Genomic DNA, 14,394 nt, shown 5'->3' with positions numbered 1-14,394 from the left:
CAAAAAAGGATTTCACCTTTATGCATTACTGGAAGGCACTGACATTTTTACGTTCTCGGGTACTCATTAACCAACCAACTAAACTTTCGCTTACAGAAATTACTGAAGCTCTGGGTTGTACCAAACGTAACGCACAACTGATTATCAAAAAGCTAGTAAACGAAGGCTGGATTGATTGGAAGTCAGGCGTTGGACGGGGCAACCTACCCATACTCACTCTACTCAAAAACGTGAACCATGAGTTAGAACTGAGGATTGATGAGTTACTATCGGAAAACAAGGTCGACCAAGCTTTAGAGCTTATTGAAGAGTCGCAACGTGATCAGTTTCTACTTGGTTATATCAGCCGCTATCAGAGCTTGCCGACTACGCTCGATATTCTGCAAATCCCTTTCTATCGAGGCACACATAGCCTAGACCCGATTGAAGTGACACGACGCACTGAAGCACACATCACCCGTTACTTGTTCAGTAACTTACTGCGTTTCAACACACGTACTCACTCGTTTGAAGGTGACCTTGCAATTGACTGGTACCAAGATGAAAATCGTTGGGATTTCACTTTGCGAAAAGGCTTAGTGTTTCATGACGGCTCATCGATTCTAGCGCAAGACATCAAAAGCCATTTCCAACGTTTGCTCAACAGCTCTCACCACAATAGTCAGCAGTTTAATTGCATCTCAAATATCACTGTTGTAGACCCACTTCATCTTTATTTTGATACCAAGGCCAACGCAGGGTATTTGCCATCACTGCTATCCAACTCAGCCGCGGGTATTGCAAAAAAGGTAGGAGATACGATTGTTGGTAGTGGCAGCTTTAAATTGGTCGAACAATCGAAATGGCTTACCAGGCTGGAAGCATTCAAACATTATCATGGTCACCGCCCTTGGGTAGATGGCATAGAGATATGGAATGTCGGCGATAAAGCCAAAGACTATGAGATGCACTGCGATATTGTTCATTCGCACCCGCATTACCGACACTCCTCAATATCGTTCGAGCTTGAAGAGATGGAACAGTGGGAAAAAGGTTGTGAACACGCATTGATAAACCCACATCGCCATCCTTGGTTCGGAGAAGCAAAGCGCGTTAAATCACTGAATGAATTACTCCGCATACTTGGTGTCGCTAAAGATATTCCTCTAGACACTGTCGGCTACGCCTGCGGAATGCTTGCTACGTCTAACCAGCCATCAAGCTCTAAACTTATTAACAACAGTGACCAAGACGCATTGAAAGCCGCCCAGCATCTGGCTGACTCACTAACTAAACCGACCCAACCAATAAAGATTCTGACCTACCAATTGTTTGATCACATCAAAATGGCTCGCCATTATTGTGAGCGATTGAATGAACTTGGTTTTTCTTGCGAATATCAAGTGCTCGAATTCCCAGACTTTTGCCAACAAAGCAATCTACAAAATGCGGATATATTGATCAGTGGTGAAGTGTTTTCAGACAATCTCGACAGCAGCTGGATGGGATGGCTACAAAGTTCTATTGCCTTAGAGGTTTGTTTAACTGACGAGCAAAAACAGTGGCGTAACAAAAGCCTTGAACAGCTATGGGGTCTCAATGACTACCACCAGCGACAATCGGCCTTTCTAGAGCTTGAGGCACAATTAATAGAGTTCGGTGTTTATAGACCGATTTTCCACGTAAAACAGCAACTCAATTATACTAAAACAGTTAATCCAGTTGAGCAGCTGGCGAATGGTTGGATCGATTTCAACCAAATCACTATGCGTCGCTGAGTAGCAATATTTCTAGATAAGAAATCACCCCTTTATAGTCTGATTAAATAAAGGGGCTTTTTGCTTCATAGCATGTCTTTCATATCAATTGAGTATACAGCGATCGACTTAAATCAGTTTCGCCGCTTCGGCCTCAATTTCAACTTTCCATCGCTCGTCAAAGAGCCCTTGTACAAACAGTAATGTCGTTGGGAGACCACCAACATCGAAAGGCAATCGCTGCTTTGCGGCTTGATAGTCAGGCATATCATTCCGGTCAACTAAGTACAGCCTTACACTGATTAAATCTTCGATATCCATTTGGTTTGCCTGAAGCACACCTCTCAGATTTTCCCAAGCCAGTACAATCTGTTGTTCCGCACTTTCAGCCACCACCCCTTCGCTATCAACCCCTAGTTGCCCAGCGATGTGCAATCGCGTTGAACCTGCGGGGATCAACGCACATTGATGATAATTTGCGGCTGGAGCGGGTACTGAAGAAGGGCTCCATATCTTATTCATCATTACCCCTCAGAGGCTGTGACGATTTTTGACATGACGGTGATAATTGGCATATCCGTAAGCATCGCGCCTAAACGGTCAAAATCACCAATATCTTTGCGCCAAGCAATGTATTCATTAAAGTGAGCGGTACTTTCCCATTCTTCACATAAAACCAAGGCATTTTCTGCCAAATCTTTTTGATAAAGCTCCGCAGAAAGGTTGCCGTTAAAAGTACGAGTATCTGGCAATATTTCGTTAAAAAACGCCCCGATCTCTGAAGTTTTATATTCAGTATGGCTCAAGGTAAATTGCACTAAAATAGTCATCATTATCTCCGTTTTCTTATTTTGTTAAGGTACGAGGAGAATCTTACTTGTTTGTTAAAATAGATAAATACAGTAATATTTGAAACATAGTTCGATTTAATAAGACAATGAACCACCATGAAAAACGAATTGCATCGCATGCAAGTGTTCGCCCAAATTGTAGAATCGGGCTCCATAACGAAAGCAGCTGATAAGCTAGATCTCTCAAAGTCTGTCGTTAGCCATCACTTACAAGGGCTTGAGCAACACCTTGGTGTGAAATTACTCACTCGAACAACACGTCGCCACTCCTTAACCGACGCTGGACAACGTTTTTATCAACGATGCTTAGAAATGCGAAAATTAATGTCGCTTGCGGAAGAAGAAGTGCGCGAGTCCTGTTCTGATTTTGCAGGCACTATCACCATCACATCCCCACACACATTGATGACACATCTTATTGGACCTGCAATGTGTGAGTTTATGAAAAGCCACCCTCGTATCGAGCCTCAACTATTGGCCAACGATATGCGCGTAGATCTTATCGAGAAATACATAGACCTGTCGGTCACTGTTGGGGCTCTTCCTGATTCAACGTCTCGTGCAATTAAGCTCGGAGAGCTTCATCAGGTACTGTGCTGTCACGCTGATTATCTTACTAAGGCGCAAATACCGCAGCCAATCATGCCAAGTGACCTCTCCCAATATGACTACATTGCCAATCAGTGGGAAGGAATCAACAGCCAAAGAAGCTTTGAAATTAATAAGGGCAAAGTAAGCACGTATCAATTCAGGGCAAGTCGAATCGGAGATAGCGTTCCGACCATCCGCATGATGGCCTTAAATGGGTTAGGGATTGCCTGTTTACCTAAACAAGCAATTGAAGAAGACCTGAAAAAAGGGACATTGGTAAACATCTTGCCCAAAGATCAAGTTCTTAAAGCCTCTTTCTATGTCGTCCATAATTATGGGTTACAGGTGCCAGCCAGAATTCGCGCCTTTATTGAACACCTAAAACAACACGCTGAATCTTATTCTTAATATCTTTCAACCAAATTGCCATACGTCGCTAAACTGACGATTTATCGACCAACATTAAACCTCACAAAGAATAATGACTTTGTTTAAGTTATCTAAAATAAAATAATTTTCTTCAAAATAACTATATTAGAGATTTAATTTCCACAATAAACTCAAATTAGAGATAAAAAGGCAAAACTTTTCTCCGACTACCTTTCTATACTGTGCCACGTCATTAAGGCACCACAAGCCTATGATTTAAAATAATTATTAATGAGTAGTCACCATGAATTCGAAGTCGCTAACTATCTTGCTTTTTGTCTCTGTTTGCTTAATTTGGGGAACCACTTGGTTCGCTATGGAAGTGGCATTGCATTCTATCCCACCTATTTTTGCCACTGCGTTACGCTTTTTACTTGCAGCACCTCTGCTTGCGGTATTAGCAAAAGTCTTCAACCAACCTTTGCTTTTCCCTAAAGGTAAACGTCAATGGCTGCTTATTGTGGCACTGATGTATTTTGCTATTCCGTTCACTTTGATGATCTATGGTGAGCAATACATCTCTTCTGGTCTAGCGTCGATCATCTTCGCCAATATGCCAGTCGCTGTCATGCTGATGTCGGGTTTATTCTTAGGTCTACGATTGGCGAAACATCAAATCTTTGGTTTGGTCACAGCTGTTGTGAGCCTATGTTTAATCCTTGGCAATGAAATGCAAATGGGTGGTGATGACTACCTTATTGGCACGGTTTGCTTAGGCCTTGCTGTTGCCATTCACGCAGTGATGTATGTTTTAGTTCAAAAGCACTGTAAAGGCATCGAAGTACTTACCTACAACGCCGTACCGAGCTTAATTGCTTCTCTATTCTTGTTCGCAGTTTCAGCGATGGGTGAAAGCGTTAATGTTGAGTCCTTCACTTGGGATTCAATCTCAGCAGTCGTGTACCTAGGTTTTGTGGCGAGTGTTGGTGGCATTGTGGCTTACTTTAAATTAGGACAAGTTTCGACGCCTTTCCAAGCATCTATCTGCTTCCTGATTTTCCCAGTGGTTGCGCTACTGATCTCTTGCTACATCAATGGTGAGGTTCTATCTGAACAGTCTCTGCTTATGATGCTCCCTCTACTTTGTGGCATCTTGCTGACCAAGGCACCAAAGGGAATCTTCAAGCTGCGCTCTTCTTTGAAAACAGTAAGTAGCAACTAAGTTCTATGAATTTACCCTAGAAGCCCACAATGCGCTTCTAGGGTTCTATTTAGCGACTCAAATCTAAGTTTTAACTCACTCCCCTCTCACACTCCTATCTATTTCACCGCGTCCATTCTTTCACTGCCCATCACTCATTGATAATGGCAAGCGAATGACTTAAACGTCGCAATCGACTACATTAGAAACGCTGAGAACAACCGACTCTAGTCTTAATTGCACCATCTGTCTTCAACCAAGGAATGTCATGAGAACTCCCATCAAACACATGCGCCTGATTAAAGGTCAACCTTGTAGGATTGAGGAACTGACTAACAGCGACGACGCATTCTTAGAACCGCACAGACATGAATACTGGGAGTTGGTGTGGTGCGTAGATAGTTTAGGCAGTCAGAGCATTGATTTTGTAGACTATGACAACAAGGTCGGCCGTATTTTTACCATTGCTCCGGGTCAGGTTCACCGATCTGAACTAGTGGGAGAAAGCGCTCGTTTACTGGTGTTTACGCCAGGCTTTGTCAAAACCAACCATCGCAACACACAGCTGGTCGACACCGTTTTTGCCATGCATCAAAGTCGTCCTCCCTACTTAGATTGCAGTGAAGAAGGCAACCGCTACCTACTGCCTATTTTCACTATGATTAAAGAGGAGTGTGCACGAGAAGAGAGCGACTGGGATTTGGTAGAGTCCCTCATGAATAGCTTTTTGCGCTACATATTACGTTTCGCCAGCCAATCATCATTGAAAGGCGAAGTGCGCGACAGCCGAGTAAACCAAGTGGTCGATTTGATTGAGCAACACTACACTACCCACAAACATTGTGAGTTTTATGCGCAAGCGCTATCGATAACTAACAAGCGCATCAATGAGATCGTGAAGGCTGAACGAGGTAAGACGGTCACCCAATTGATCCACGATCGAATCATCTTGGAAGCGAACCGAGAATTGATTTTTTCGACCAAGACAATTAAAACCATCGCCTTTGAACTTGGCTTCGAAGACCCCGCCTATTTCAGCCGTTTTTACCGTGGCCAGATGAATGAGTCGCCTGCAGAGTTTCGAACTCGATGTTCAGATAGTGCAACATAACACGCAGATCATCCCTTTTTAGAGCCCAGTTAAGTTCGGATAATGCTCCCTCTTTATTTCATCCACTTTGGTTACATCCAACTTGTTGGGAGCACTCTCGAATGGCCATCAACCTTAAAACAGATCCTATATCTAAATCCTTTTATCAGTACCTTTGGCCAGCGCTAACTGGCATGGTGATCAAGTCTCTCTTCATCATGGGAGACGCATGGTTCGTCGGACGTGGTGTTGGCCCTGATGGGCTTGGTGCTATCGCTTTGACCATCCCTGCTTTCTCGATATTTACCGCTATCGCGATGATGGTTGGCATTGGCGGTGCAGCGCTTATGTCTATCGAAGTCGGCAAAGGAAATTCAGCGTCGGGTCAAACCCTCTTTAGCCAATCAATGCTCAGTACCGCCGTGCTTAGCACCATTTCAGTCAGCATTGCTCTGTATTTTCTAGACGACATGATTGCGTTAATGGGCGCTTCTGGATACATGGCTGAACTGACTCACGATTACCTGGGTGTAATGCTGCCATTCTTTGTGTTGTACTCGTTAGCTTGGGTCATGTCGTGCTTTGTTCGTAACGACACCAACCCAAAACTGGCGACTTACGCGATGTCGATAGGTGCTGTGGTCAATCTAGTGTTGGATTACTTCTTCGTCTTAAAGTGGGGCTGGGGTATGAAAGGGGCAGCCTACGGTACAGCCATTGCGCAAGGTGTTATCGCTTGTATTCTATTGAGCCACTTTGTACGTAAACAAGGCACCTTGGAACTGAGCCTAAAAGGAGTTGGTTTGGACAAACTGCCAAGCATCCTAAAAATAGGTACACCGACCTTCTTTATTGAGGTAACCGCCGCGATGACAATCTTGCTGTTCAACTACGTGTTGTTGCATCAGTTTGGTGAGAATCATATTATCGCCTATGGCTTAACGGCAAATATCGGGGTATTCGCTTTGTTTGTGATGGTCGGAATCGCTCAAGCCTGCCAGCCAATCATCAGCTTTAATCATGGTGCCAACCAGCCAAACCGAATCGAAGCGATTTTTCGCTTAGGTTTAAAAAGTGCCATTGGTAGCGGCTTGGTGTTTATGGTTATTGTGTACCTGCTTGCGCCTCAAATCGCAGCCCTCTATTTGGGTGATTCAAGTGATTTGATTGCACTGTCAGCCACGGCATTAACGTTCTTCTTCTTTGCTGTACCACTGATGGGCATCAACTTAGTGATCGCCAACCTGTTTCAGGCAACGGCCAAACCTAAACAAGCAACACTGATATCTCTTGGCCGCGGCTTTGTGTTCGTCGCCTTGGGCATCATGATTTTGCCAAAGCTATTCCCAGAACAAGGGATTTGGGCGAGTATCCTGTTCGCGGAAACCGTAACAGCCATATTCAGCCTAAGTATGTTACGCAGCTACAAGAAGCGCTTTTCTGGCTCATTAGAAAAACAGGCGGCATAGGAAGTAATCCGTTTAGAACGTCACGCCTTTGACTACCAAATAGCACATACAAAAAAGCTCCAATATCGCTATTGGAGCTTTTTATTTATCTCACCAGATTGAAATGAACATTAGCGCCAGCTGAACATCCGGACTTCGTTACCCTCTTCAGGCTTCTTAGGAATGTTTAAAGACAGCGCCAAAGAAACCACTGCCATTGCTGCACCAATGTAGAAAACCGTTGCAGGGGAAGACAGCCAAATCACACCAAACGCGACTGGAATAACAACCGCTGCAATATGGTTGATGGTGAAAGAGACACCCGCGGTTGATGCCATGTCAGCAGGATCCGCAATTTTCTGGAAGTAGGTTTTGATCGCCAATGCCAACGCAAAGAACAGATGATCGACCACGTAAAGTGCTGCCGCCCACTCAGCGCTTTGCACCAAGCCATAACCAACAAACACACCAATCAAACCCACATACTCAAAGATCAGCGCCTTACGCTCACCCACTACACCAATAAATTTACCAATGCGTTTTGCGAACAAGAAGTTAAACAGATAGTTGATTAAGAACAGTAGCGTGATGTCAGCAGCCGAGTAACCGAACTTCTCGACCATCAAGAAGCCTGCAAACACCGTGAAGATTTGTCTTCTTGCACCACTCATAAACGTTAGCGCGTAGTAGAGCCAGTAACGCTTTCTCAATACCAACTTTTTATTTTGCTGAGTCTTGGTCTGAAACTCCGGGAAACCAAAGGTCATCACCAAAACCAAAATAAAGCCAATACCGCCAGTGATGCCATACACCCAAGCAAAGTCGAGTTTAAATTGCTCTAGCATCATCCAAATCGAGCCATAAGTGATTAACGAGGCCAACGCGCCAACGGAGATCATCTTACCTAGCATCTCTGGCGCTTCTTCTTTACTCAACCATTGCAGTGACAGAGACTGCTTCAGCGTTTCAAAATAGTGAAAACCCGTAGACATCAAAATCGTAGTCAGCAACAAGCCAGTAAGTGAAGGGAATAAACCGGTAATCGCCGTGCCTACGGTTAACATCGCCAGCGATATCAACATAAAGCGTTGCTCACGAATGAATGCCAACACAAACACCACAGTAAACGCTAAGAAGCCAGGGATCTCACGAACACTTTGCAACAAGCCAATATCGGCACCATCAAAGTTCGCTTTCTCAATCACGAAGTTATTAAGCAAAGCCATCCAGCTCGAAAACGCAATAGGGACAACAATCGAAATCAGTAATAAGAAGTTTTGCGGCGTTTTCCAGCTCGCGGTTCTATCGAACATTGACGGACTCCTGTTCGTCTAATTGAGTGAGCACTCGTAAGGTCAATTGCTCAGTATACGGATTGATCTTCCAATGTTCTGGACTCCAACCTTTTACAAAACGTTGAAAATCAGCCCACGCCACATAGAACATTGGTCGCCAAGCGGCTTCGACTTCATCGAACGAAAGCTGTGGCTGATAGTACGTCAATGCCTCTTCCAAGTATCGGAAGTAAGTCTCTAACATCTGTGATTCAAGCTCTGCACAATCTTGCGGCCTCACCGCACTACTCATGAACAAGGCGACATCTTTCATCGCACAACCATGGCCCACATATTGGAAATCGACGGCAGCTGCGTTTTGGCTTTCTGAATCAAAACAGAAATTGGCAAGCTTGGCATCGCCATGCACCAAAGTTTGATATGGACATTCTTTTAGTAAACGGTCGATGTGCTTGGCTTGGTTCTTCAAGGGTAAATCTGCCAAGGCATTAAACTCATCAGGGCGTGTGTCTAAATGCCAGTATGTGCCGACTTGCCACAATGAGGCTGACTGTTCTTGATCGATATTGATGTACTTTGCATGAAAATTAGCAAGCCACTTTAGGCAGGCATCACGTTGTTTTTGCTCTTCTAGAGTGTAACCAAACGCCAGTTCAGACTGAGTGTCTTTGGTTGCCAGATCGTCAGAAACAGCAAGCACATCAAACTGAGAGATCAACGGGAAGCCGATTTCAGCCAAGTCTTGCATCACAATCAGCCATTCATTGTCTTGTAACTCACAATGCAGCCCTACAGGTAAAGGGCAACGCTCATCCCACTGTTGAGTGAACGATTGATACCATGCCGTTTCCACTTGGTAAGAGTGCACCTTTCGTTGGTGAGAGAGTTTGGTATTCCAACCCTTTGGGTGTTCTGCTTTATCAGGTAACGCGACATGTTTAACAATCACACTTTTCAGTTCAGCATGGCCTTCTTGAGAAAAGACCAAGCGAACTAACTCGCCATAACCACCCCACAGGCGTTGAATCACTTGGACATCAAACCCTTGGTGACAACCCAACGAGGTCGCGATTTTTTGATAAAGCTCATTTTGATAAAGCTCTTGTTGATAAAGCTCTGGCTGATTTTGACTTGAACTCACTTCAGGTTGAGCCCGATTGTTTGACGATATTGATTGAGACATATTACTCGTTGCTATGCTTTATCAGATAGAAGATGTGACCATTGTGGCTGCCTATTCATGTAGTGAACGACATAGCTACAAACTGGCACAATTTTGAAGCCTGCTTGTTCAATTTCAGGCAAGACCGACTCCATCATCACCTTGCCAAAGCCCTTGCCTTGTAGTTCATCAGGGATTCGCGTCGAGGTGATATGTAGTACATCTCCGTCCTTTTGATACTTAACGACCGCGAACTGGTTGGGTTCTAGCTCAACTGTGATCTGGTTCACTTCTTGATCCCATTTTACTGCCTGCATTCTCAACTCCTGCAAATAATTGATACGACAAACAATAAAAGTTTGAAGTATGAGTTCCTTGTAATAGACTAACGCAAGTGCATATAAATAAAACTAAGTACTTACAAACAAAGTAGTTAATTCAGTGCCATCGGCTTAATATAAAAACAGCAATGATAAAAGGCACTCTATAAATCTATGTGAGTACGCCTACTCAATCTAGCACGTAATAACCCCTTGTTAGCAAGTTACCAATATAACTAACAGACGCATGTTGGCGCATGGAGAATATATAATGAACGCACCACTGAAGAAGCCTTTGGAGCATAATCAGGCACTTCAAGACCCTCGTAACCGCACCGTTTCTACGATAAACAGCACCGATGCACTGGCCATGATTGAGCACGGCAGTGAACTGACATTAAATGTCTCGACTCCGGTTGGCACTAAGTTTCTCGCCACCACCAAATTTATCGGTACGCACAGTGATAACTGTATTGTGGTTGAGGTTCCCGAGGTATCCAATGAAGATCTGAACTTTTTCTTTCAAGAAGGTTTTTGGATGACCGCTCGTGCCTATTCTCTACGAGGTGAAGGCGCACTTATTCACTTTAGAAGCCAAATTCACCATAAGATTGGTGAACCTTTCCCTATTCTTGTGCTTTCGACACCAAGCACGATGCAAGTCACTCAGCTGCGTAAAGAAACACGCTATGAAGTGAACTTGGCTTCAAGAATTATCTTCAACGACCAACGAGCAAACTGTGAGATAAGAGACTTATCGAAAAGTGGTTGTCGTTTTGTGACCTCTCCGACCTCTCGTGCAATTCAGATTGCCGATCGAGTGTCTATCGAGATTACACCTGAGAACTACAATGGCCCTCTTATCCCTCCATTGAGAGGCATCATCTGTAATCTGCAAAAATCGACGCACTACGCTCGATACGGTGTGGAATTTGATGATATTGGCCGAGCTAACGCTAAACACTTGTTGGCAAAATTGAAGTTCGATGGCACCAAGCTCTGCTTACGAAACGGCTAAGATCATTTAACACACTGCGCTGATCTAATTCGTGAATTGACCAAATACAAACCACTCACTCGCGAGCAAAGTAGCAACCAATAAAAAAGCCATCGACTCTAGAATCGATGGCTTTTGCGTTTTGGCTGTTTTTATCTGTTTATCTGTTTATCTGTTTATTTAGGCATAAACTAGCTAACTATCTAGTCTAGCTAACTAGCTATACAGCTATTTACGCAGTGCGTTCAGTTTAGCTTGAGCGATACCAAAGATAGTATCAATTGGATAGCTACCCTCATCACTTGCCTCACCTGCGGCTTTGCCTGTAAACAGTTCAATCGCCTCTGTGACATGGTCAATCGCCCAGATATTGAACTCGCCTTTTTCAACCGCTTTCACGATGTCACCGCGCAGCATTAAGTTATGAACATTCGAGCGTGGGATGATCACCCCTTGTTCGTTTGAACGTCCTTTGATTTCACACACATCAAAGAAACCTTCAATTTTCTCGTTCACACCTCCAATAGGCTGAGACTCACCGAACTGGTTCATTGAGCCGGTAATCGCAATATCTTGGCGGTTTGGCTGCTTAGAAAACGCAGACACCACCGCACAGAACTCGGCCATACTCGCACTGTCACCATCGACGCCACCATACGATTGTTCGAAGGTGATATTAGTGGTGAGCGGAACTTTGGCCGTCTTACCAAATACAGAAGAAAGGTAAGCCGACAAGATCATCACACCTTTCGAGTGAATACTGCCACCTAGGTCTACGTTTCTTTCAATATCAATCACTTCACCGTCACCGTAAGCTGTGGTAGCCGTGATTCGGTTCGGCGCACCAAACATATGATCGGTAGTACTGAGTACTGACAGAGCATTGACCTGCCCTACCGCTTGGCCATCAACATGAATAAGCGTTGTACCGTTAGTGAAAGTTTCCATTACGCTGTCTTGCAATCGTCCAACACGCATCTGTTGGTTAGATAACGCCTGGTCGACGTGCGTTGCACGAATCAAGTTCGATTTTGAGCCTCTCGCTACGTAGTTTGACTCACGAAGCAGATTCGCAATGTGTGCCGAGTGCAGAGACAATTTACCTTGATCACCCGCCTGACGAGAACTGTGCTCAATGATGCGAGCAATCGCTTTACGATCACAATGCAGCATGTTGTTGTCATGTACGATACTCGAAATGAAGCGTGCATAATGCATTTCAGAATCCGCAGTACGCTTCATCTCATCTTCAAAATCGGCTGTGACACGGAACAGTTCACCGAACTCCGCATCGTAATGTTGCAGCAGTTGATAAGTGCGGTAATCACCAAACAAAATGATCTTAACGTCTAATGGAATAGGTTCTGGATCAAGCGATACCGCTCCCGTTAACGTGACCTCTTTTTCTAATGAAGTGAAGCTCAATTGACGCGAACGTAGCGCGCGCTTCAGGCCTTCCCAAACATAAGGCTGTTCGAGGACTTTAACCGCATCCATCAACAACACACCGCCATTGGCTCTATGTAAACTACCAGCGCGAATCAATGAGAAGTCCGTAAATACAGTACCTTTAAAAGTTGCCGTCTCGACATAGCCAAACAGAGAGTGATAATTCGGATTCTCTTCAACCACGATCGGCAGCGTCTCCTCCTTCTGGCTCACAATCACGTTAACCTTGTAGCGACGCGGCATTTTCTTATCCAAAGAGGCGGTCGCAACTTCTGCTTGCTCTGTGCTCTCTTCCAAGAAAATATCTGCGTTATCGACAATGTCTTTACGCAGTGCCGTCAGGTACTTTTTGATATCTGCATATTGGCTGTAATCTTGCTTCAACTGCTTGATGAAGTGCGTGATCACATCTCGCGCCGTATCATCATTAAGCTTTTGAATTTTCTCTGTATACGTCTCTTCAAGCTCGGTCAGTTCGCGAGAAATGGTTCGTAGACCCACTTCCAATCCATCAATGGTTTTATCGAACTGGTCTTGCTCTTCCGGCGAAAGCAGATCAAAGCTCTCTTCGGTATGAAGATCATCCCCATTCATTGCGACAAACTGGTAATCACCCTGAGTGGTAATCGTCAGGTTGATGCCCTTGTCTTTCGCTTCTTGGCTAATTGTTTCGAGTGCAGCTTGTTGCTTCGTGGCCAATTGGTTTTTAAGCCTATCTGCACGGCTAAAGTACATCTCATTGTCGAATGCGAGCGGCATGGCTTTAAGCAATTTACGCATCAGCTTTTCAATGTCTTGCTTTAAGCTGCTGCCCACGCCACGTGGCAACTTGAGTACCTTCGGTGTACGAATATCTTCAAAGTTCGCGATATAACACCAATCAAAAAGCTCTTGGACCTCTTGAGTGTGTCGGTTTAGATAGCGCAAAATCATGGTGCGCTTACCCAAACCATTTCGCCCTATCGCATAAATGTTGTAACCCTTTTCCTTGATTGACATCGCGAACTCAACGGCCTTTTGTGCACGTTCTTGCCCGACGATTTCGTCAATTGGAGCCAGTTCTTTGGTCGACTTACATGGTAGCTTATCGAGTTCCGCTACCTTATACAGCTGTTCTGTATTGAGTCTTTGCATCGCCATCGCCGCCTCCTTAGTCCTTCATTACTTGGGTGTAGATAAAATCAGTGTAGATGTAATTTCCTATAAATTTAGTGACTTACGCAACATCGCTGCTCAACTGAGCAAATAACGCACAATTTGAGCCATTTTTAAGAATAACCGGCCACTTTATTTACCAACTTAACATGTGAATGATTTTAATTTGCATTTGATAATAAATATCATTAACATTTTCAGATATTATAAATTGAGGATGTGGATATGGAAATTGAACGATGCTGGATGCACTACCTAAAAGCTGAACAGTTAATGGAACAAGGTCACTGGCCAGAAGCACAGCGCCTGTATGGTGATGTTCTAACGTCTCTTCCTCACCACATCCAAGATGCTGCATACCAAAGCGACATCAAGCCCTGCCAATTTGCCTGTCTACTTGCAGGGCTTCGAGACGCAAGTGTCGCTCAATCAGAGATTTTCAACCGTTTAGGCCATCATCAGCAAGCCTTCGACACCTTGAATCAGTCTTACGCACTGATGCAATTTATCTCTCTCGAAAGTACAGAACTGATCCAACGCACCTATTCACTGCTGGAAAAACAGAGTGAAGATCTACTCAATCACTTGATCGCTTTTTGCAGTGCTCAACGCAGTTCGTATTGGATGCTCGAACTAGAACAAATTCAACGTGCTCATCACCATTTTGGGCAACTTAAAACCACGTCAGAAGTGAAATCTTCACCTAATGTCTTAAATTGATAAGGATATA

13 protein-coding genes are annotated in these 14,394 nt (G+C 44.3%); 7 read left to right on the top strand and 6 right to left on the bottom strand.

Annotated elements, in window-relative coordinates:
• Positions 1 to 20: 20 nt before the first annotated feature.
• On the top strand, positions 21 to 1,757 hold the full coding sequence (locus L3V36_RS04795; RefSeq protein WP_102448126.1) for an ABC transporter substrate-binding protein: 1,737 nt from the start codon (positions 21 to 23) through the stop codon (positions 1,755 to 1,757).
• A 108-nt stretch (positions 1,758 to 1,865) separates the two neighbouring features.
• Here the strand turns inward: L3V36_RS04795 and L3V36_RS04790 are convergent, their stop codons facing one another.
• Both L3V36_RS04790 and L3V36_RS04785 read right to left on the bottom strand, forming a co-directional pair.
• On the bottom strand, positions 1,866 to 2,261 hold the full coding sequence (locus L3V36_RS04790; RefSeq protein ID WP_017083048.1) for a RidA family protein: 396 nt from the start codon (positions 2,259 to 2,261) through the stop codon (positions 1,866 to 1,868).
• Positions 2,261 to 2,569 carry an antibiotic biosynthesis monooxygenase family protein gene (locus L3V36_RS04785; protein ID WP_208774371.1) on the bottom strand — a complete coding sequence of 103 codons (309 nt, stop codon included), beginning with the start codon at positions 2,567 to 2,569 and terminating at the stop codon, positions 2,261 to 2,263. Before L3V36_RS04785 ends, L3V36_RS04790 begins: the two co-directional genes overlap by 1 nt.
• Before the next feature lie 114 nt (positions 2,570 to 2,683).
• On the opposite strand from L3V36_RS04785, the gene L3V36_RS04780 reads away from it, so the two are divergent.
• The 4 genes from L3V36_RS04780 to L3V36_RS04765 all read left to right on the top strand — a co-directional run bounded on the left by L3V36_RS04780 (position 2,684) and on the right by L3V36_RS04765 (position 7,307).
• Positions 2,684 to 3,586 carry a LysR family transcriptional regulator gene (locus tag L3V36_RS04780; protein WP_208774373.1) on the top strand — a complete coding sequence of 301 codons (903 nt, stop codon included), beginning with the start codon at positions 2,684 to 2,686 and terminating at the stop codon, positions 3,584 to 3,586.
• 265 nt (positions 3,587 to 3,851) lie between these two features.
• Positions 3,852 to 4,769, top strand: coding sequence for a DMT family transporter (locus tag L3V36_RS04775; protein WP_017083045.1), 918 nt, complete (start codon positions 3,852 to 3,854; stop codon positions 4,767 to 4,769).
• 247 nt (positions 4,770 to 5,016) lie between these two features.
• Positions 5,017 to 5,859, top strand: coding sequence for a helix-turn-helix domain-containing protein (locus tag L3V36_RS04770; protein ID WP_208774375.1), 843 nt, complete (start codon positions 5,017 to 5,019; stop codon positions 5,857 to 5,859).
• A gap of 101 nt (positions 5,860 to 5,960) precedes the next feature.
• Positions 5,961 to 7,307: an MATE family efflux transporter gene (locus L3V36_RS04765; RefSeq protein ID WP_208774377.1), complete on the top strand. Its 1,347-nt coding sequence runs from the start codon at positions 5,961 to 5,963 to the stop codon at positions 7,305 to 7,307.
• A 110-nt stretch (positions 7,308 to 7,417) separates the two neighbouring features.
• On the opposite strand, the gene L3V36_RS04760 is transcribed toward L3V36_RS04765, so the two are convergent.
• From L3V36_RS04760 to L3V36_RS04750, 3 genes are read right to left on the bottom strand one after another with little or no spacing between them, the layout of a single operon-like run.
• Complete coding sequence (locus L3V36_RS04760; RefSeq protein WP_108116954.1) at positions 7,418 to 8,599, bottom strand: MFS transporter; 1,182 nt, start codon at positions 8,597 to 8,599, stop codon at positions 7,418 to 7,420.
• Positions 8,589 to 9,764 carry a phosphotransferase gene (locus L3V36_RS04755; protein ID WP_208774379.1) on the bottom strand — a complete coding sequence of 392 codons (1,176 nt, stop codon included), beginning with the start codon at positions 9,762 to 9,764 and terminating at the stop codon, positions 8,589 to 8,591. The genes L3V36_RS04760 and L3V36_RS04755 overlap by 11 nt, the downstream gene beginning before the upstream one ends.
• Positions 9,765 to 9,775: 11 nt before the next feature.
• Positions 9,776 to 10,060, bottom strand: coding sequence for a GNAT family N-acetyltransferase (locus L3V36_RS04750; RefSeq protein WP_004732803.1), 285 nt, complete (start codon positions 10,058 to 10,060; stop codon positions 9,776 to 9,778).
• Between the two features lie 274 nt (positions 10,061 to 10,334).
• On the opposite strand from L3V36_RS04750, the gene L3V36_RS04745 reads away from it, so the two are divergent.
• Positions 10,335 to 11,081, top strand: coding sequence for a flagellar brake protein (locus L3V36_RS04745; RefSeq protein ID WP_004732802.1), 747 nt, complete (start codon positions 10,335 to 10,337; stop codon positions 11,079 to 11,081).
• A gap of 207 nt (positions 11,082 to 11,288) precedes the next feature.
• Here the strand turns inward: L3V36_RS04745 and L3V36_RS04740 are convergent, their stop codons facing one another.
• Entirely contained in the window at positions 11,289 to 13,649 is a 2,361-nt protein-coding gene (locus tag L3V36_RS04740; protein WP_017077005.1) for an ATP-binding protein, read from the bottom strand.
• Positions 13,650 to 13,889: 240 nt separating this feature from the next.
• Between L3V36_RS04740 and L3V36_RS04735 the strand changes: the two genes are divergently transcribed.
• Complete coding sequence (locus L3V36_RS04735; protein WP_004732800.1) at positions 13,890 to 14,384, top strand: hypothetical protein; 495 nt, start codon at positions 13,890 to 13,892, stop codon at positions 14,382 to 14,384.
• Positions 14,385 to 14,394 lie beyond the last annotated feature (10 nt).

It is taken from the genome of Vibrio sp. G-C-1, from assembly GCF_021728015.1.
GTDB classification, from domain to species: domain Bacteria; phylum Pseudomonadota; class Gammaproteobacteria; order Enterobacterales; family Vibrionaceae; genus Vibrio; species Vibrio splendidus.
This window is presented reverse-complemented; position numbering and strand designations above follow the sequence as displayed.

Bases quoted from the DNA above. Each gene is read 5' to 3' on its own strand.
- L3V36_RS04795 (WP_102448126.1), top strand. From the start codon at position 21: ATGCATTACTGGAAGGCACTGACATTTTTACGTTCTCGGGTACTCATT.
- L3V36_RS04790 (WP_017083048.1), bottom strand. From the start codon at position 2,261: ATGATGAATAAGATATGGAGCCCTTCTTCAGTACCCGCTCCAGCCGCA.
- L3V36_RS04785 (WP_208774371.1), bottom strand. From the start codon at position 2,569: ATGATGACTATTTTAGTGCAATTTACCTTGAGCCATACTGAATATAAA.
- L3V36_RS04780 (WP_208774373.1), top strand. From the start codon at position 2,684: ATGAAAAACGAATTGCATCGCATGCAAGTGTTCGCCCAAATTGTAGAA.
- L3V36_RS04775 (WP_017083045.1), top strand. From the start codon at position 3,852: ATGAATTCGAAGTCGCTAACTATCTTGCTTTTTGTCTCTGTTTGCTTA.
- L3V36_RS04770 (WP_208774375.1), top strand. From the start codon at position 5,017: ATGAGAACTCCCATCAAACACATGCGCCTGATTAAAGGTCAACCTTGT.
- L3V36_RS04765 (WP_208774377.1), top strand. From the start codon at position 5,961: ATGGCCATCAACCTTAAAACAGATCCTATATCTAAATCCTTTTATCAG.
- L3V36_RS04760 (WP_108116954.1), bottom strand. From the start codon at position 8,599: ATGTTCGATAGAACCGCGAGCTGGAAAACGCCGCAAAACTTCTTATTA.
- L3V36_RS04755 (WP_208774379.1), bottom strand. From the start codon at position 9,764: ATGTCTCAATCAATATCGTCAAACAATCGGGCTCAACCTGAAGTGAGT.
- L3V36_RS04750 (WP_004732803.1), bottom strand. From the start codon at position 10,060: ATGCAGGCAGTAAAATGGGATCAAGAAGTGAACCAGATCACAGTTGAG.
- L3V36_RS04745 (WP_004732802.1), top strand. From the start codon at position 10,335: ATGAACGCACCACTGAAGAAGCCTTTGGAGCATAATCAGGCACTTCAA.
- L3V36_RS04740 (WP_017077005.1), bottom strand. From the start codon at position 13,649: ATGGCGATGCAAAGACTCAATACAGAACAGCTGTATAAGGTAGCGGAA.
- L3V36_RS04735 (WP_004732800.1), top strand. From the start codon at position 13,890: ATGGAAATTGAACGATGCTGGATGCACTACCTAAAAGCTGAACAGTTA.